Origin of the sequence: Comamonas sp. B21-038, from assembly GCF_022387135.1 — a bacterium.
Taxonomy (GTDB): Bacteria; Pseudomonadota; Gammaproteobacteria; order Burkholderiales; family Burkholderiaceae_C; genus Comamonas; species Comamonas sediminis.
Map to the genome: position 1 here is coordinate 3,878,961 of NZ_CP092462.1, position 18,054 is coordinate 3,897,014.

At 64.3% G+C, this 18,054-nt stretch carries 14 protein-coding genes; 9 read left to right on the plus strand and 5 right to left on the minus strand.

Features of this window, described 5'->3' with window-relative positions; translation table 11 throughout:
- Positions 1 to 3 precede the first annotated feature (3 nt).
- From MJ205_RS17770 to MJ205_RS17790, 5 genes are all read left to right on the plus strand, one after another.
- Positions 4 to 378 carry a hypothetical protein gene (locus MJ205_RS17770; protein ID WP_239809674.1) on the plus strand — a complete coding sequence of 125 codons (375 nt, stop codon included), beginning with the start codon at positions 4 to 6 and terminating at the stop codon, positions 376 to 378.
- A gap of 38 nt (positions 379 to 416) precedes the next feature.
- Positions 417 to 1,220, plus strand: a complete 804-nt coding sequence (locus MJ205_RS17775) for an HpcH/HpaI aldolase family protein (RefSeq protein WP_133855145.1) — start codon at positions 417 to 419, stop codon at positions 1,218 to 1,220.
- A gap of 158 nt (positions 1,221 to 1,378) precedes the next feature.
- Positions 1,379 to 1,849: a MarR family winged helix-turn-helix transcriptional regulator gene (locus MJ205_RS17780; protein ID WP_239809675.1), complete on the plus strand. Its 471-nt coding sequence runs from the start codon at positions 1,379 to 1,381 to the stop codon at positions 1,847 to 1,849.
- Between the two features lie 41 nt (positions 1,850 to 1,890).
- A complete protein-coding gene (locus MJ205_RS17785) occupies positions 1,891 to 2,310 on the plus strand; it encodes an organic hydroperoxide resistance protein (RefSeq protein WP_239809676.1) in 420 nt (139 codons plus the stop codon).
- A 165-nt stretch (positions 2,311 to 2,475) separates the two neighbouring features.
- Positions 2,476 to 3,528 carry a serine/threonine protein kinase gene (locus tag MJ205_RS17790; RefSeq protein ID WP_230770934.1) on the plus strand — a complete coding sequence of 351 codons (1,053 nt, stop codon included), beginning with the start codon at positions 2,476 to 2,478 and terminating at the stop codon, positions 3,526 to 3,528.
- A gap of 6 nt (positions 3,529 to 3,534) precedes the next feature.
- Here MJ205_RS17790 and MJ205_RS17795 read toward each other — a convergent pair whose 3' ends face one another.
- Positions 3,535 to 4,041, minus strand: a complete 507-nt coding sequence (locus MJ205_RS17795) for a hypothetical protein (protein WP_239809677.1) — start codon at positions 4,039 to 4,041, stop codon at positions 3,535 to 3,537.
- 224 nt (positions 4,042 to 4,265) lie between these two features.
- On the opposite strand from MJ205_RS17795, the gene MJ205_RS17800 reads away from it, so the two are divergent.
- Positions 4,266 to 5,471, plus strand: coding sequence for an MFS transporter (locus tag MJ205_RS17800; RefSeq protein ID WP_446715035.1), 1,206 nt, complete (start codon positions 4,266 to 4,268; stop codon positions 5,469 to 5,471).
- A gap of 8 nt (positions 5,472 to 5,479) precedes the next feature.
- On the opposite strand, the gene MJ205_RS17805 is transcribed toward MJ205_RS17800, so the two are convergent.
- From MJ205_RS17805 to htpG, 4 genes are all read right to left on the minus strand, one after another.
- Positions 5,480 to 6,208, minus strand: coding sequence for an exosortase H-associated membrane protein (locus MJ205_RS17805; RefSeq protein ID WP_239809678.1), 729 nt, complete (start codon positions 6,206 to 6,208; stop codon positions 5,480 to 5,482).
- A gap of 93 nt (positions 6,209 to 6,301) precedes the next feature.
- Positions 6,302 to 6,853 (minus strand): exosortase H, encoded by a 552-nt coding sequence (gene xrtH / locus MJ205_RS17810; protein WP_239809679.1) that lies wholly within the window; start codon positions 6,851 to 6,853, stop codon positions 6,302 to 6,304.
- Between the two features lie 173 nt (positions 6,854 to 7,026).
- Entirely contained in the window at positions 7,027 to 11,253 is a 4,227-nt protein-coding gene (locus MJ205_RS17815) for a DUF11 domain-containing protein (protein ID WP_239812787.1), read from the minus strand.
- Between the two features lie 907 nt (positions 11,254 to 12,160).
- On the minus strand, positions 12,161 to 14,110 hold the full coding sequence (htpG, locus tag MJ205_RS17820; RefSeq protein WP_239809680.1) for a molecular chaperone HtpG: 1,950 nt from the start codon (positions 14,108 to 14,110) through the stop codon (positions 12,161 to 12,163).
- 404 nt (positions 14,111 to 14,514) lie between these two features.
- Here htpG and MJ205_RS17825 point away from each other — a divergent pair, with 404 nt between their 5' ends.
- From MJ205_RS17825 to MJ205_RS17835, 3 genes are all read left to right on the plus strand, one after another.
- Positions 14,515 to 16,668: a hypothetical protein gene (locus tag MJ205_RS17825; protein WP_239809681.1), complete on the plus strand. Its 2,154-nt coding sequence runs from the start codon at positions 14,515 to 14,517 to the stop codon at positions 16,666 to 16,668.
- Positions 16,669 to 16,762: 94 nt separating this feature from the next.
- Positions 16,763 to 17,383 (plus strand): hypothetical protein, encoded by a 621-nt coding sequence (locus MJ205_RS17830; protein ID WP_239809682.1) that lies wholly within the window; start codon positions 16,763 to 16,765, stop codon positions 17,381 to 17,383.
- Positions 17,383 to 18,054 (plus strand): hypothetical protein, encoded by a 672-nt coding sequence (locus tag MJ205_RS17835; RefSeq protein ID WP_239809683.1) that lies wholly within the window; start codon positions 17,383 to 17,385, stop codon positions 18,052 to 18,054. Before MJ205_RS17830 ends, MJ205_RS17835 begins: the two co-directional genes overlap by 1 nt.

An 18,054-nucleotide genomic window follows, 5' to 3' on the forward strand; every position in this document is an offset into this window, starting at 1 on the left:
CCCATGCCCGCGCCACGCAGCACCCCGATCTGGAAAAAGGCCCTGCCTGTGGCCGCGCTGGTGCTGGCCCTGGTGGCCTGCCTGGCCGGCTTTCGCATCTGGAAGCAGCAGCTCGAAGATGCGCCGGTCGATGCGCTCTACCGCGACTACCTGGCCTATGTCGCCGCCCGGGTGCCGGCTGCCGATCTGCACTTGAAACGCTATTACCAGCGCTACGGGCGCGACACGGTGGCCGCCAGGCATTTCAAGCCCATCTGCCGCAGCGTGACGGCCATGGCAGACCAGCAGGCGCTGGACCTGGGCGCCAGCGAATGGCACACCTTGGCAGGCAGCTGCCGCTGGCCGCTGAGCAACGACGAGATCCACCTCCTGCCCTGACCCCACCACACAGAAAACACCACACCACCGAGACAAGCATGCCCACTCCGAACCTCTTCAAAAAAGCGATGGCCGCCGGTCAGGCACAGATCGGCCTGTGGTCGGCCTTTCCTTCGCCCTATATCACCGAGCTGCTGGCCGGCAGCGGCTACGACTGGATCATGCTCGACACCGAGCATTCGCCCAACGATGTGCCCCAGGTGCTGCAGCAGCTGCAGGCGGTAGAAGCTGCGCTGCAGCCCCGTCCCACCAGCGCCGTCGTGCGCCCGGCCTGGAATGACCCGGTCCTCATCAAGCGCTACCTGGACATTGGCGCCCAAACGCTGCTGATCCCCTTTGTGCAGAACGCCGACGAGGCCCGCGCCGCCGTGCAGGCCATGCGCTATGCGCCCAAGGGCATTCGCGGCATGGGCGGCTCGATGCGCGCCAGCAACTTTGGCCGCGACATGCAGTATGTGGACGATGCCGACAAGGAGCTGTGCCTGCTGGTGCAGGTGGAAACCGCGCAGGCGCTGGACCAGATCGAGGCCATCGCCGCCGTCGATGGGGTGGACGGCATCTTCATCGGTCCTGCCGACCTGTCGGCCAGCATGGGCTACCCCGGCCAGCCGCGCCACCCGGTGGTCAATGCCGCGATCGATGACGCCATCACCCGCATCCGCGCGGCCGGCAAGGCCCCCGGCATCCTGATGGTGGACGAAGCCCGCGCCCGCGAATGCCTGGCGCTGGGCGCGCAGTTTGTCGCCGTCTCGATGGACCTGATCCTGCTGCGCACCGCTGCCGATGCGGTGGCTGCCAAGTTCAAGGACAGCAGCGGCCAGGTGGTGCAGACCGCGTATTGAATGGACGGGGCGCAACCCAGCCGCCATCTGCGGCGCGGGCTGCCTGCCTTTCAGACGAAGCCAGGGCCCATGCACCGGCCTGGGCAAACACCCTGTTGCCTGCAGGTGTTTTCCCAATTAAGTTGTGCACAATTTAATTGAGCACTATAATTCGACCCATGCCCAACGCCAACCCTGCCACTGCCCACAACGCGCTGCTGCTCGACCAGCAGCTGTGTTTTGCGCTGTACTCCAGCTCACTGGCAATGACCAAGCTGTACAAGCCCCTGCTCGAACCATTGGGTTTGACCTACCCGCAGTACCTGGTGCTCTTGGTACTGTGGGAAGGCGATGGCTGCATGGTCTCCGAGCTGGGCGAGCGCCTGTACCTGGATTCGGGTACGTTGACGCCGCTGCTCAAGCGCATGCAGACTGCCGGTTGGCTGCAGCGCCAGCGCGACAGCGACGATGAGCGCCGCGTGCGCGTGCACCTGACCGATGCCGGCCGGCAACTGCGCGAGCAAGCAGCCGCCGTTCCCGCCTGTGTGCTGGAGCGCAGCCAATGCAGTTTGCAGGAGTTGCAGGCCTTGACCCAACAGATCCAACAGCTGCGCAGCCGATTGGCCGCGCCGCTGCCCGCCGCTTCTTGAAGAAGCAGTTTTTTTGTCCCACCGTTGACCAGGAGTTCACCATGGCTACTCTCGAAAAAGTTCTGTACACCGCCCACGCACACACCACCGGCGGCCGCGACGGCGCATCGCGCACCAATGATGGCCGCCTGGACGTGCAACTGTCCTCGCCCGGTACCAGCGGCCAGGGCACCAACCCCGAGCAGCTGTTTGCCGCAGGCTACTCTGCCTGCTTCATCGGCGCGATCAAGGCGGTCGCCGGCAAGCAAAAGCTTGCACTGCCCGATGGCCTGTCGATCGACGCCGAAGTGGACCTGGGCCCCATCCCGAACGCCTACGGCATTGCAGCCCGCCTGACGGTCAACCTGCCCGGCATGGACAAGGCCGCCGCTGAAAAGCTGGTGCATGACGCCGACCTGGTCTGCCCTTACTCCAATGCCACCCGCGGCAATATCGACAAGACCCTGACCGTGGTGGTGTAAGAACGTGTTTACGATCTCCTCGTATAGAGATCGTAAAGACGTTCTAAGCTACACAGCGCAACGATTGACCCTCTCCAGTACAGCCGGTGCATGCCTTGCATGCCCGGCTTTTTTTGCGTCCCTGCCCTCTCCATGGCCGTCACAAGATGGGCGCACAATGGCAGGATGCACGACAACGATGACTACCCGCCCAGCAGCCCGCAACAGGAACATGCCTATGCCGCACTGACCCCCGATCTGGTGCTCGATGCGCTGGCATCGGTCGGCCTGTGGGGTGATGGCCGCCTCAATCCGCTGTCCTCGTATGAGAACCGGGTCTACCAGGTCTGGCTGGAAGACGGCAGCAAGGTGGTCTGCAAGTTCTACCGCCCCGGCCGCTGGAGCGATGCGGCCATTGCCGAGGAACACCATTTCTCCCAGCAGCTGGCCGATGCCGAAGTGCCGGTAGTGGCACCGCTGCAACTGGGCGGCCACAGCCTGCTGCAGCATGGCGGTTTTCGTTTCTCGGTCTCGCCGTGGCGGGGCGGGCGCCAGCCCGATCTGGACGATTGGGAAGTGCTCGAATGGGTCGGCCGCTTTCTGGCCCGCATCCACACCGTGGGCGAAGCCCAGCCCTTTGCGCACCGCCCCAGCATCAACGCCCAGGACTTTGCCCGCGAACCCCATGACTGGCTGATGGCGCACGGCGCCATCCCGCCCGGCCAGCGCAGCGCCTGGAGCGATGCCTGCCGCCGCGCCACCGACAAGATCTGCGAGATCATCGACCCGGGCAGCGCGACCGGCCACTTTGCCGCAGGCAGCTTTCGCAGCCTGCGCCTGCATGGCGACTGCCACCCGGGCAATGTGCTGTGGGTGCCGCCGGAGAACCAGGGCGGCGGCCCGCATTTTGTCGATCTGGATGACACGCGCAGCGGCCCCGCTGTGCAGGACCTGTGGATGCTGCTGTCAGGCGACCGCCGTCAGCAGAGCGCGCAGCTGTCGACCCTCGTGGAAGGCTATGAGCAGTTCCGCCCGTTTGACCGGCGCGAGCTGGTACTGATCGAGCCGCTGCGCACCCTGCGCCTGATCCACTACAGCGCCTGGCTGGCCCGGCGTTTTGACGACCCGATCTTCCCGATCCATTTCCCCTGGTTTGGCAGCGAGGCCTACTGGCAGGAGCAGACGCAGCTGCTGCAGGCCCAGCGCATCGCGATGGACGAGCCGCCGCTGTATGTGTAGAACCGGTTAACAGCGGTTGTTCAGCCGGCAGTCGGGCAGCAGTTGGCCGTCAGCGCCGCGCCACTGCAGGTTGGCATCGTGCTCGCCCGCGGGTGGGCTGACGACCCCTGGTACGACCACGCCGGGCTGTGCGGACCGGGCATAGTCCGGTGCCGTTGCGGGGGCCGATGCAGGCGCCACGGGCGCAGCGGGGTCATACAGCACCGTGCCGGTGCCCACCCCTACGCCCACATTCGCACCACCGACGGAGGTGCCCACGCCGACACCCGCATTGCCGGTCACCTGGCCACGCTGGTTGACCCCCACACCCACACCGACGGGGCCCACACCCGTGCCCACCCCGGCGCTGACACCGCCACTGCCCACACCGACGCCGACCGAAAACGGCCCCAACGGCACGCCCACACCCACATACGGTGAGCAGGCGGACAGCGCAGCCACGCAGGCCACCGCGATGGCAGCGGCAGCCGCAGCGCGGCAGTGGCGGGAGGGCGAAAAGGACAGCGTGGACATTCGGATCATGGCTATTTTTAACAGCCTTTGCCCCACGGCCCCCTGCTACAAGGGCATTGCCATGGACTTTGTCTGCCTATGTCCTACGCCAGGCCATGGGCACCTGCGCCGCCTAGCGACATGCGCGGCCCCGCTGCCTACAATCCAGCCCACCGTCCTTACCGGCCAGCCGCTACCCGCCGCTGGCCTGCTGCAGCCACCGCAGCCCAGATCCAAGTCCTGCAATGAAATACCCCTGGCCGCCCTATTTCTGGGTGTGCTTCTCGATGTGCGTCGGCGTCATGGGCACGGCGCTGGCCAGCCCGCTCTACCCGCTGTACCAGGCGCAGTGGCAGCTGCCGCCCAGCGCCATCACCCAGGTGTTTGTGCTCTACATGGCCGCAGCGCTCACCAGCCTGATGCTGCTGGGCGCGATCACGACGCGCTATGGCTTTTTCAAGGTGCTGCGGGCGGGGGTGATGCTGATGAGCGGCGGCGTGCTGCTGTCGGCACTGGCCTGGAACATGCAGGTGTTTGGCCTGAGCCGCATCATCATTGGCCTGGCCTCGGGCATGATCACGACCTCGGCCTCGCTGGGCCTGACCCAGCTCAATACCAGCGGTGACACGCAGCGCGCCGCTGCCACCACCAGTCTGACGATTGCCTTTGGTTTTGGCTTGGGGCCCATCGTCGGTGGCCTGGTGGCGCAATGGGCGCCCTTTCCGCTGCGCAGCGCCTATCTGCCATCGCTGCTGCTGAGTGCGTTGGCGATTTATTCGCTGTTCCAGGTGCAGCTGCCGGCCCACTTGCAGCCCGCGCCTGCCAGCACCCGTTTTGGCCTGCGGCAGCTGATGCCGCGCCTGACCTTCCCGGAGCGCGCTGCGCTGCGCCGCTATGGCCTGGCCTCGATGGGCGCGTTCTGCGCCTTTGGCATGTTCAGCCTGTTCGCATCGCTCGCCCCCAGCTTCATGCAAAGCATGCTGCCCTGGCATGGGCCGGCGATCAGCGGGCCATCGATCGGCCTGATCCTGCTGCTGTCGGCGGCAACTCAGTATGCCGCCAAGGGCTTTGTCACCCGCAAGGTGCTGATCACCGGCTACGCATCGCTGGCGCTGTGCAACCTGCTGCTGATCGTCAACGTGTTTGCCAGCTCGGCCGGCGTGTTTCTGCTCTGCGTGCTGACTGCCGCACTCGGCCATGGCCTGTGCAACCTGGGCGGCATCTCGGTGGTCAACAAGGTGGCACGGGCCGACAACCGGGCCGGCCTGCTGGCCACCTACCTGGTCACCGGCTATGTGGGCACAATCTTGCCCATTCTGGGGATTGGCTGGCTGTCCGACCAGGTGGGCCTGTCACGCGCGCTGCTGGCATTCTGCGCGGTGTTTGCGCTGCTGGCCACGGCGCTGGCGCTAGCCACCTGGCGCACGCAAGTGCCAGCCCCCCGGCAATAGGAGCTCGCTTATTTGCGCGGTGGCAAGGTGATGCTGATCTCGTGCGAGATCTCGGGCCCGCTCTCTGCCGGGCGGATCACCTGCTCTGGCGGCGGTGGTGGCGGTGGGCGCACCACGGTGGGGCGCGGCACCAGCTTGGGCTGGATGTTCTTCTTCCAGGCCTCGACCAGCACTTCGTTGACAAACTGCCGGTCCAGCCACAGCCACAGCAAAAACGGCACCAGGGTCGGCAGCACCAGGCTGCCCAGCTGGTAGCCATAGGCCAGCAGATCCAGCTGGGTCTGCGAAATCTTCAGCAGCCGCAGGTCCAGGTTGGTGGCCAGCACCACCTGCATCAGCAGGCTGGTGGAGATGCTGAAGGCCTGGAACGGCAGCAAGATCACATAACCGAGAACCGCGCGCCAGACACGCCCCTTGCGCCAGGCGGCCAGCAACAGCGCCAAGAAGATCGGAAATCCGTAGGCATAGCGGCCCGGGTCGCCATCGACCGAGATCTCGGCCCAGCGGCCACCGGTGTTGGCATTGGCGACGCCGACCGAGGTGTCGACCTCGATCTTGCCCGGCGCGATGTGCACCTGCTTGACCCAGCCCGATGCCAGGTCCTGCATGCCTTCCTTGGAGATCACCGCCACCGGGTAGCCCATCCACGGAGACAGTTGCACCCACAACGTGGTCAGCACGATGATGCCGGCGAAGGCCAGCAGCGCAAATCGCTGTATCGGGTTCAAGCGCTTCATCCCTCTTCCTCGGTCTCGGCCCTGGGGGCCATGTATTTCTAGTGCGGTGAATGGAAAAAAGCCAGCAGTGCGCACACTGCTGGCCGGTGCAGGTCAGGCCGCGGCCAGCGCCGGGCCCGCTCCCGAGCCTGAAGGGGGTGGCGCGTCCGAGCCATCCTCGGCCCGCTTGGCGCGCTGGCCTGCACGCACCCAGACCAGCCAGACCACCAGCACGTCCAGCATGATCAGCGCCTGCCACAGGTACTCATGGGCGAAGTTGAAAGCCGACATGTTCCACTGGCCGAGATAGAACAGGCTGATCACGCGCACGATATTGACGGCCTGGACCGCGATGAAGCCCAGCACCAGGCCGATGAGCTTGTGGCGCCAGCTGGATGGAAAGGCCATGATGGCGGCAAACAACACAATGCACGCCTCGATGCCGTTGCAGCCGGCCTCGATGGACACGCCAAAGTTGGTGGCATGGTTCCACAGCACCTTGCCTTCTGCCACTGCCGATTTGTCAAACCAGGTGACCAAAAAAGCGCAGATCTGCGCCAGCATGGCTGTCCACGGCTCGACCAGGTGCTTTTGCACCCAGCTCAGCATGTTGAGACCGAACAAGGAGAGCTGCAGCCCCAGAAATACAAAAAAGAAGCGAACCATGGTGAGTGCCTGCTGTCGTCGAAGTGGACGTAGGAGCAAATATAGCCGTTAAAGTTCTGAGCGGGGGAAATGCCTCTGTCAACAACTGGTGTTCATGCGGCAAATCCCCCACGTAAAAAAGCCGCGCATGGCGATGCGCGGCTTGGGGGCGGAGGTGCATCCGGGATGCGCGCTTAACGGTTGCGGCGTCCCAGTCGCAGCGCTGCGAGCGCAGCCATCGCCAACGCCATCAGCAGCAGGCCAGCCGGTGCCAGGGTGGGCACGGGCACCGGCACGGCGGGCTTGCCATCGGGCTTGCCTTCGTTGCCCCCGCTGTCCTTGCCAGGGATGGTTGTTGTCGCAGTGCTTTCGTTGTTGCTTGGATCGGAATCACCGGCCAGGTCTACGGCAGCCGTGTTGACCAGGCTGGCCGGGCCTTGCAGCGCCGCATCCACGGTGGTCTCGACCGTCAATGCCACGGACGCACCGGCGGCCAGCGGCTCCAGCGCACAACGGAGTGTGCGGCTATCGGCGTCGAAGCGGCAGGCGGGCGACGCCTGCACAAAGACCAGGCCTTGGGGCAAGACATCGGTCACGCTGGCTTCACGGCTTGCTGCCGGGCCGTTGTTGACAACCGTCAAGGTGTAAGTCAATGCATCGCCTGCAGCCGCCTGGTCCTTGTCGACCGTCTTGCGCAGGGCCAGATCCACCAGCGCCAGTGGCGTCTCGGTGCGGCTGTCGTTGTTGGACTCATCCGTATCACCCGGGCTGGAGAGGCTGGCACTGTTGACCACGCTGGTCTGCGCCTGCGGGCGCGACAGCAGCTTGGCCGTGAAGCGGAAGTCCCGCGTCTGCCCGGCATTGAGCGATGTGATCTCGCAGCGCAGGCTGCGCGTCGCCTCGGTATAGCTGCAGCCATCAGGCGCTGCGCCTTCCAGCGCCAGGCCTTCGGGCAGCACATCGCTGACGACGGCATGGCCATCCACCAGGTCATTGCGCGGGTTGGCGGCCGGGTCTTCCTCGTTCTTCACCGTCAAGGTGTAGGCAATCAGATCGCCCACATCCACCGCATCGCCCGCCGACGCGGTCTTGGTCAGCGACAGGTCCACATAGCGCAGCTTGTCCAGGTCCCCGGGCGAGACCTGGGCCGGGTCATAGGTCGACGTGCGGTCCGTGGTCTGGTTGTTCTTGCTGACATCCACGCCCTCCAGCACTTCCACATCGGCCTTCACGCTGGCGCGGTGGTTGATGGTACCGACGGCGCGGCCATCGAGCAGCGAGGCTGGCTCCATCGTGAACTTGATCGCCACGGATTCGCCAGGCGCCAGCCAGGGGAAATCACAGACCAGGCTGCCCGCCAGCGCGCCGGATGCAGGCACGCTACAGCTGTCGGTACTGAAGCGGGCATCGCAATTGGCCAGCTGCACGCTGTCGAGCGAGACAAAGCGGAAGTCGGCCGTCGATCCGGCTGCCGGGAACTGGTCCACCATCTGCACGCCGGTTGCGTACGACTGCGAGGCACCACTGTTGGTGACCGTGATCGTGTACTGGGTCTTGCCGGTGTCCAGCGGAATGCCGTCATTGGTGTGGCGCATGTTCACCAGCACATCGACCTGGGGCGTGTTCAGCGGCACCGTTTCGTGGGCGCTGTTGTTGCTCAGATCCGTCTCCGGCGTGACCGACGCCACCACCACGCGGTTGTCCAGCTGAGCCGGGTAGTCCTTGGCACGCGAGCGCAGCTGGTAGGTCACGGTCTTTTGCGCCTTCTCGGCCACGGCGTCGGTCCAGGTACAGGTCAGCGTGCGGTTGGCTTCGGTGATCTCCAAGCCTGCTGCAAACGTGGCACCGCCGCTCAAGCTGCAGCTGCCCCGGGCAATACTGGGCGCAGCGCCCACCCAGATCGTGTTCAGCGGCAACTGATCGGTCACGCTGACCTTGCGCGCCTGCGAGGGGCCGCTGTTCTTGGCGGTCAAGGTGTAGGTGATCGCCTGGCCGGCGGCAGCGCTCTCGGGCGCAGCCTGCTTGGTTACGGTCAGATCGGTCAGGGCTTCCAGCTCCACCGAGGCCTGGGAGCGGTTGTTGCCGGTGTTGAACTCCGCCGTATCGGGCGAGCTCACATCCGCCACATTGACGATGGTGTTGGTCTGCGTGGCATCGTCCTTGGGATCCACATACTGGCGCGCCTGGATGACGACCAGGTATTCCGCTGCCGGATCGGCGGGCAGGTTGCGGAAGTTGCAGGTCACGGTGGCGGACTTCTGGTTGTTGTCGCCCGAGATCGAACAGGCATCCGACTCCGCGCCATTGCCGCCAGGCATGGTGACTTCGGCCGTCAGATAGCGTCCGTTGGCATAGGGTTGTACCCCCAGCACGCCTGCGCTGTAGGAGGTCAGCAGGTTGCCCACGGTGTCCGTGACCTTGACGGTCCTGGCCATCTGCAGGTCCACATTGCCGGCGTCAGCGGGCACATCGTTCTTGACGCGCAAGCGGTAGACGACCTCGGCACCGGACGCCGCCGATGCGCCGGTGACCGCAGCCGACTTGCTGATCGACAGATCGGCCTTGGCCTCCGACAGGTTCACGCTGTTGCTGTCGGCAATATGGCCGATGGCGGCACTGCCCCGCCCGTCCACGCCTGTCACCTGGGCGCCATTTTTGATGGTGGCAAACTTGCCCTGGCCCGGATCGATGTGCGCGACCACATTGAGCAGCAACTCCGAGGTCTTGCCCGCGGCGATGCCTCCCGTGAAGGTGCAGGTCAGCAGCCGGCCCAGTTCAGTGGCCGTCGTGCTTTCGGGGCTGCACGTCCACGGAGAGCCTGCGGGCACCCCGGTGAACTGCAACTGCCCATCCAATTGGTCCGTCACCGTGATCGTCTGGCCCTCCAGCACATCCAGCGGGCCATTGTTCTTGATCTTGACCGCGTACTGGTACGGCTGGCCGGAGGCTATCACCGACGCCGTGGTGCTTTTGCTCACGGCCAGGTCCACCTGGTTGCTGACCAGCACGCTGGCCTGCGCCTTGTTGTTGTCGCCTACATTCGCAGGCGATTCATTGCTGGCCGAGACCTGGGCGGCGTTGTTGACCACGCTTTCGGCGGCCACGGAAGCCGTATCGACGGTGGCATGGACCGTGATCTGGGGCAGGGTCGCTGTAAATGCACCGCTGTAGCGGCAGCGAACGACCTGCGCATTGTTGCTGCAGTCCCATCCGGTACCGCTGGCAGAGACGAAACTGACACCGGCGGGCAGCGTGTCCGTCACCTCGATGTCCTGCGGCACCAGCTCGCCAGCGACCCGCTTAGCGCTGAGCGTGTAGACCACCGGCACAGGTGCGGTGGCCTTCTTGTCCACCACCTTCGGATTCACGACCTTGGTCAGCGCCATGTCCAGGTTCACATTGGGCTGCACCTGGATCTGCACATCATCGGTGTTGTTGTCAGGGTCGGCATCCAGAAACAGCTGGCCCGTGGCGGTTTCACCCGCCACCGACACCGCGCTGGCCACCTGGCCGCCGCTGGCCTTGACCAGCACAGGCACGCTCAGCAGCGGCAAATCCTGGCCACGGCCGACGGACTGGCCGGCGGGCACGGTGTAGCTGCAGCTCCATACCGGCACGGGCTGGTTGGCGCTGGTGTCGTCCACCAGCTGGCAGGCCCAGCCATTGCCGCCAGGGCTGCCCTGGAACTCGGTTCCCTCGGGCTGTGGAAAACGCACGGTCGCCTTTTCGCCCGCCTTGAGTGCAAAGGCATAGGGCGAGTCCGCGTTGCGCACCTGGAGCTGGTAGTCGACCTTGTCGCCCTGCGTATGCGTGGCGCCATTCACAGGTGCCAGGATCTGTACGGCCAGATCAGCACGCTCATAGGTGGTGATCGTGCGTTCGATGCGGCTGTGGTTCGGGGCCTGTTCACCCGCATCCGGATCCACGTTGTTGGGACTGGAGGCAGAGGCCTGCGCCGTCCAGTCGGTGGCAGCGGCGGGCAGCTTGACGCGGAAGTCCACCGCGACGAAATCGGCCGCCGTTACCAGCGGAAGATGGCAGCTCAGTGCAGAGCCGGCCTGGATGGTGTCGCCCGCCTTGGGCAGGGGCTCGTCACACTGCACGCCAGCAGGCGCGACGATGCCCTGAAAAATGGCGCCCGCTGGTAGTTGCTGCAGCAACAGGACGTTGGATACCTCGCCGGTGCCGCCATTGAGCTTGACCTTGGCGCGGTAGACAAAGTCCGCGCCCACCGGCCCATCCACCGATCCGCTCTCGGCAACGGCGCCGGTCTGCGCAACAAAGGCGTCGTGGTTCACAAAGATGTCGTACTGGGTCGACTGGGCGGCCACCACGGCCGGCATCAGACCAGCCAACACGGCCAGGGCAACGCTGCCACGCACCGTGGTGCGTAGCGGCGGTGATCGATACGGGAGTAACACTTTCAACGTCCTGCTTAAAAAAGGCAAAGCTCCGCCCTCTCCTCAAAAAACAGAGATAACGGCTTGCGTGTTCAGTGAAATAAAAGATTTTTGCTACTTACCAAAGATTTTCCCGGCGAGCGCCGAGATAACACCCAGTGGTAGTAACGGATCCTTAATAACCTGCTGTACCTGACAACAAGGGCTGCGAATGTAGCACTGGCATCCGGCGTATATGTCCAATAAACTTTCAATAAATTTATTAGCTATATAAAAATGATGCAGCAAAACAATGCAGAGCTGCCCATAGCATTTACGAACCGGCCTCGCCGCCAGCGAAGCCTGCCGCCCCCCTGCCAGCATCGGGATACAACAGCACCGCTGAGGCGTGCAGCCCCCCGCGATGCTCCGCAGCGGCTGCGCCCACCCGCAATGGCATACCTCCAATGGACTGATTTATTTGACAAATAACCAATCTGAAGAGGCTGCGCAGCGAAGGAAAGCCACGCAGCGCTGGGCTGTCCCCCTCCTCCCTCTGTCAGCGTGAGGGCTTCTGAGGTCTTCTTGCTGCAGCCGCCTTTTCCGCCGCAGGGGCCGGCTGCACCGGCATATTGAAACAATTAGACACATCATCGGCGCAGCTGGGCGCGGCCTCGGCCCACCACCGAAATAATGGTGTTTCGATATGTTAACAATTCTAAATTGTGATTTATCAGGGTATTGCAGGATAATCCGCCGTCGAAAGTAAGCACTTCCCTTTCTTCATAAATACCGGTTCCCCGGCATAGACCGGTCTTGTTATTGCCGCTGTGCCGTGCGATAACCGTCTTCCAGGAGCAAGGATTTTCCCGGCGTTCAAGCGGCAGATAAACAAAAATCCCCGCCGGGTTTTTTACCCGGCGGGGATTTTTCTGGGAGGGCCGCTGCGTTATGCCAGCAGTGCGTTCACCCGTTTGACATAGGCGGCAGGATCGTCCGGCAGGCCACCCTCGGCCAGCACAGCCTGGTCAAACAGGATCTGGGCCAGGTCATGGAAATGCACCGAGCCATCGAGCTTCCGGACCAGCGGGTGCTCTGGATTGACCTCGAGCACCGGCTTGCTCTCGGGGGCGGCCTGGCCAGCCTGCTTGAGCAAGCGGGCCAGCTGCAGGCTCATGCCGCTGTCCGAGACCACCAGGCAGGCGGGCGAATCCACCAGACGGCTGGTTGCACGCACATCCTCGGCACGGTCCTTGAGCGCATCCTTGAGCTTGGCCAGCACGGGCTTGAAAGCTTCGGCCGCTTCCTCGGCAGCCTTTTTCTCTTCCTCGTTCTGCAGCTTGCCCAGATCGACGGCGCCCTTGGCCACCGATTGCAGCGGCGTGCCGTCAAAGTCCTGCAGGAAGTTCAGCGCCCACTCGTCGACCCGGTCGGTCATCAGCAGCACCTCGATGCCCTTTTTCTTGAAGACTTCCAGCTGCGGGCTGCTCTTGGCAGCGGCCAGCGTATCGGCGGTGATGTAGTAGATGGCCTCCTGGCCCTCCTTCATGCGCGCCTTGTAGTCGGCAAACGAGGTGTTCAGGCCTTCGTGCGTGGTCGATGCAAAGCGCAGCAGCTTGGCGATGCGGTCCTTGTTGCCAAAGTCCTCACCCAGACCTTCCTTGAGCACGGCGCCAAACTCGCTGTAGAAGCGGCTGTATTTGCCTTCCTTGGCCTTGTCGTCTTCGCTGACCACGTCCACCACGCCGTCACTGCCTTCGGCAGCCGCCTGGGGCTTGTCATGGCGGGCCAGGTCTTCGAGCATCGACAGCACCCGCTTGACCGAGCCATCACGGATCAGGCGCACATCGCGGCTTTCCTGCAGCAGCTCACGGCTCACATTCAGCGGCAGGTCCGCCGAGTCGATCACACCTTTGACAAAGCGCAGGTACTGGGGCATCAGCGCCTGGGCATCGTCCATGATGAACACGCGCTTGACGTACAGCTTGATGCCCGCATGCTTGCCCTGCTGGTACAGATCGAACGGCGCCTTGGCGGGGATGTAGAGCAGCTGCGTGTACTCGGTATTGCCTTCGACGCGGTTGTGGCTCCAGGTCAACGGATCTTCATAGTCATGGCTGATGGCCTTGTAGAAATCCTGGTACTGCTCAGGCGTGATGTCCTTCTTGGCGCGGGTCCACAGCGCGCTGGCCTTGTTGACGGTTTCCCACTCGCCCGTCTTGACCATCTCGCCGGGTTGGCCGTTCTCGCCCTCTTTCCACTCTTCCTTCTCCATCAGGATGGGCAGGCTGATGTGGTCGGAATACTTGGCGATCACTTCCTTGAGCTTGTAGCCGTTGAGGAAGTCCTGCGCGTCTTCGCGCAGGTGCAAGATGATGCTGGTGCCGCGCTGGGCACGCTCGATCTGCTCGACCTCGAAGTCGCCCATGCCGCCGCTGGTCCAGCGCACGCCTTCCGTCGCCTCGGCGCCTGCGCGGCGCGATTCGACGGTGATCTTGTCGGCCACGATAAAGCCGGAGTAGAAGCCCACGCCGAACTGCCCGATCAGCTGCGAATCGGCCTTCTGGTCACCGCTGAGCTTGTCCATGAAGGCCTTGGTGCCGCTCTTGGCGATCGTGCCCAGGTTGTCGATGGCCTCCTGCGTCGTCATGCCTATACCGGTGTCGGTGATGGTCAAGGTCTTGGCCTTGGTGTCATAGGACACGCGCACTTCCAGATCCGGCTGGTCACCGTACAGACCGCTGTCATTGAGCGCTTCAAAACGCAGCTTGTCGCATGCATCCGACGCGTTGGAGATCAGCTCGCGCAAAAAAATCTCCTGGTTCGAATACAGCGAATGCGTCACCAGGTGGAGCAGTTGGGCCACTTCGGCCTGAAAGGAATGGGTTTTTTTGGTCATGGGAGGTCAATCTTCATCAACACAGAACAAGGGCCTATATGGGTGCAGGGCGCGCCGCTTCAAGGTCGGGCGGTGCTTTTGGAATTGCTTATCCACTTGATCAATATCAACGATAGATTTATGACATGGACCGCTCATAAATGATGACGATGAACCGCAGAGGCTAGCTTCAATTATCTTTACAAAGAGCGCCCTTCAACTTTGTGATCTCCTCTGACACACTTAACGTTATGTATCAAATTTTGACAATTGATTGGTAGCAGCCACGCAAAATCAATGCAACGGCAGTTAACTCCTAATTACAAATGAATGTGATTGAGCGGTCTCCCTTCTTCAGCAGTACTGGTTTCCACCAGGCGCTGGCAGGGTGGGCGGCTCAGGGGGCATGGGTGCTGGGAATCGGTTTGCAAGCGACCGCAGCACTGGCGCAGGACCAGGCAGGCGCCAGCAGCCGGGTGGAGTCACTGAGCCCCGCACAGGCAGAGCAGGCACGGCTGCGGGCCGTCATCGAGGCCGCACCGGCCGCTTACGAGGACCACTTCATGAGCGCCGATGAACTGACAGCCCTGCGGGCGGGAGAAGCCCCGGACGTGGACCCCAGCACCCTGCCGCTGGGCCTGCGCAGCTGGGCGCTGGAGAGCCGCCTGGGGCTGGGCCAGTCCGACCACGGCAGCCAGGGCCAGCAGCGTGGCACCGAGCTGGGACAGCGCATCCTGTACCGCCAGCAGACCCTCAACCACGGCGAATGGATGCTGCAGGCCGATGTGCGCAGCATGCATGGCGGCCAGGATGCCTGGAACGGCATTGGCGCGCTCGGTTATGCCCGCAGGTCCAGCAGCCAGCGCATCACGGTCCAGAACCTGGATATGCCGGTGACACCCGGCATCCGCATGGACACAACGATCGGCGACAGCTACAGCGAGCTCACCCGAGGACTGGGCCAGAACTACCGCCTGATGCTGGGCACCAGCACCTTGCGCGGCCTGTCCACCCGCATCGGTGGTGCAGATTTCGACATCAGCGCCGGCATGGGCCAGCGCGGCGACCTGCTGGGAGGGCCCTACCCCGGTTTCGAGAAAAGCCAGGGCAGCGTGGCCTGGGTGGGTGCCACCCAGCGCCTGGGCGGTGCCTGGTATGCCGCCGCGCAACTGAACCAGGCGCACAATGTGGCCGCCGTGGACTATGGCCTGTGGAACGAGCCGGGCAGCGGCAGCAAAAGGGTGAGCAGCTGGGCCGCCGCGCTCGGTTATGGCTCGCCCACGCAGCAGGATGGCGCGCTGCGCGGCCGGCTCACCGCGCTGGGCAGCACCACCCGCAGCAATTCGGCACAAGCGCCTTCCGGCAGCGCGCAAGGCCTGTACCTGGAGGCAGACACCAAGCTGGGCCGCTACCGCCATACCTGGGGCGCCTATGTGACCCGGCCCAACCTGCATTTTGGCGACTACCTGCTGCCCTCCGGCACCCAGGGCGCTTACTGGCGCCTGGACCACAACACCAGCCGCCTGAGCTGGGGGGCGGGGCTCGATGCCGAACGCATGCGCGCCAGCAATTGGCCGGCCCAGCAGGGCCAGACCCGCGTGGGGCTGAGCGGCAACCTGCACTACCAGATGGACCGCAGAACCGCGCTGGGCGGCAACCTCAACCTGTACCAGACCCGCTATGCGGGAGACAGCCAGGGCGGTGGCCTGAAGGGCAGGATGCGCAGCCTCTACGCCTATGGCTACTACCAGACCCGCTTTGGCGATCTGCCGCGCTCGCGCCTGAGCCTGAGCCTGCGCAGCAATGAGCAGATCGTGCTGGGCGATGGCACCGCCACCGGGCGCGAGCTGCAGTGGGAGCAGGACTGGATCCGCGCCCAGCGCGAGACCATGCGCCCCGAGCTGGTCACCACCCTGGGCTGGGCCGATGACCGCAGCAACGGCCGCGTCCAGCACTACCCGACGGCCGGCCTGCAAGGCCGTTACTGGGCCAGCAACAGCCTGAGCTTTTCCGGCAACCTGCGCTACACCTCGCAAAGCGGCGGCCTCTTCACCAGCCGGGGCCTGTCGGGCAACCTGCTGGCGGAAAAGCAATGGGGCCATGGCTGGAGCATGGGCATGGGCGTGCTGCTGAACCAGGCGCGCCTGGTCACCACGCAGGTGCTGGACTGGACCAGCCCGCAAATCTACCGCAGCAACGACAAGACCGCGTATGTCTATCTGCGCTGGGAAGGGGGCACCGGCCGGCCCTTTCCGGTGGCCGCAGGCACGCCCGGCAATGGCAGCGGCAGCGTCGGCGGCCGGGTGTTTTATGACGCCAACAAGGATGGACGCATCCAGCCGGACGAGTCGGGCGCGCAGGGCATCGAGGTGGTGCTCGATGGGCGCTACCGCACCACCACCGATGCGCAAGGCCGTTTCCTGTTCCCGATGGTCGGCATAGGCCGCCATCAACTCAGCATCACGCTCGACAGCGTGCCCCTGCCCTGGGGTGCTGCCGATGGAGCGGTACTGAGTGTCGATGTTCCGCTGCGTGGCGAAGCCCACGCCGAGATCCCCATCACCAAGGTGGAGGACTAGCCATGCAGCAGAACCCGGGCCTCCGCTTGCACGCCGTGCATCGTGGCGGCCGACTCCCGGCGCTGCGGCGCTTGCTCCTTGAAAGACGACAACCATGAAACACCCAAAACTGAATGCACTCGCGCTGGGCACTGCCCTCGCCCTGGCCTGCACCGGCCATGCACTGGCGGAGAGCCAATATGGCTTTTCCTCGGCCGGCACCGGCACCGTGACGGCCACCGCCAAGGTCAACCTGAGCGTGGTCATCCCCAAGCTGATCCTGCTCAAGGTCGGTTCCAGCAATGCCCTGCAGGACACCGTCAGCTGGAATGCGGCGCTGACCATCCCGCCCACGCCCGGCACCACGCCCACGGCCACCGCCAACAACGTGCAGGTTCCCTGGGATGGCACCGCTCCGACCGTGGCGGTCACCCCCACGGGCAATGTGCTGGCGGTGTCTGCCTGGACCAATGCCGGCACGGCCAACATCAATTGCGCCGTGGGAGCCTGGAGCCCTGCTGCCGGCGGCCCGCCCAACGCCAACTTCACCGTGGTGGCCGCAGGCGCCACGCCGGTGCCCCATCCGGGCGCCAACCTGGGCGCGTGCGCATCCACCACGCTCACGCCCAACACCCTGTTGAGCGGCACCTGGACCTATGCACTGACCGGCACCGCCACCGCCTGGAGCGCCGGCACCTACACCGGCTCGGTCACCTACACGGCCACAGGCGTCTGATGCCCCAGCGCGATGCAACCACCACCGCGCATGCTGCCCTGCGGACCGCATGCGCACCGCTCGGCGCGGGGCTGGTGCTGCTCGCCTGCGGCATCATCGGGCCCGCCAACGCCGTCATCATCACGGTCAGCGACAACGCAAGCACCAGCAACTACGCGCTGTCGCTGCAGGTGGGGTCCGCTGCAGGGACCGACACGGTGCAGTTCAATGTCACGGGCAACAATGCGGGCCTCACGCCCACGGCCGTGACCGGATCACCCGCGATCGATATCTCGGTCACACCGGTGCGCCCGATCGTCTCTTCGGAAGTGGCCCGGCCCGTCACATTGCGGGTGGATTCCGGCACCGGGCTGATCTGCCAGAGCAGCTCCTGCGGCAGCACCATCATCCCGTTCAGCAAGATCAGCTGGACGGTCAGCAACAGCAGTGGCTCGGCCGCTGGTGATATCCAGAACGGCCAGTTCAGCGGTGCCAACAACCAGCAGCTGGCCAACTTCAATGCCAATGCCAACGTCTGCTCTATTCCAATCATCGTTCTTTGCCTGGGCACCTGGACCTACCAGTCCCGGAACCTGAGTGCCACGCGCTTGACCTTCCGCTATGCCAATGACACCTTCTACCCGGCAGGCACCTACCTGGGCACGGTGTATTTCACCGCGTCGATGGAATAA

Excerpts from the sequence above, each read along its gene's own strand:
- MJ205_RS17770 (WP_239809674.1), top strand. The coding sequence starts at position 4 with ATGCCCGCGCCACGCAGCACCCCGATCTGGAAAAAGGCCCTGCCTGTG.
- MJ205_RS17775 (WP_133855145.1), top strand. The coding sequence starts at position 417 with ATGCCCACTCCGAACCTCTTCAAAAAAGCGATGGCCGCCGGTCAGGCA.
- MJ205_RS17780 (WP_239809675.1), top strand. The coding sequence starts at position 1,379 with ATGCCCAACGCCAACCCTGCCACTGCCCACAACGCGCTGCTGCTCGAC.
- MJ205_RS17785 (WP_239809676.1), top strand. The coding sequence starts at position 1,891 with ATGGCTACTCTCGAAAAAGTTCTGTACACCGCCCACGCACACACCACC.
- MJ205_RS17790 (WP_230770934.1), top strand. The coding sequence starts at position 2,476 with ATGCACGACAACGATGACTACCCGCCCAGCAGCCCGCAACAGGAACAT.
- MJ205_RS17795 (WP_239809677.1), bottom strand. The coding sequence starts at position 4,041 with ATGTCCACGCTGTCCTTTTCGCCCTCCCGCCACTGCCGCGCTGCGGCT.
- MJ205_RS17800 (WP_446715035.1), top strand. The coding sequence starts at position 4,266 with ATGAAATACCCCTGGCCGCCCTATTTCTGGGTGTGCTTCTCGATGTGC.
- MJ205_RS17805 (WP_239809678.1), bottom strand. The coding sequence starts at position 6,208 with ATGAAGCGCTTGAACCCGATACAGCGATTTGCGCTGCTGGCCTTCGCC.
- xrtH (WP_239809679.1), bottom strand. The coding sequence starts at position 6,853 with ATGGTTCGCTTCTTTTTTGTATTTCTGGGGCTGCAGCTCTCCTTGTTC.
- htpG (WP_239809680.1), bottom strand. The coding sequence starts at position 14,110 with ATGACCAAAAAAACCCATTCCTTTCAGGCCGAAGTGGCCCAACTGCTC.
- MJ205_RS17830 (WP_239809682.1), top strand. The coding sequence starts at position 16,763 with ATGAAACACCCAAAACTGAATGCACTCGCGCTGGGCACTGCCCTCGCC.
- MJ205_RS17835 (WP_239809683.1), top strand. The coding sequence starts at position 17,383 with ATGCCCCAGCGCGATGCAACCACCACCGCGCATGCTGCCCTGCGGACC.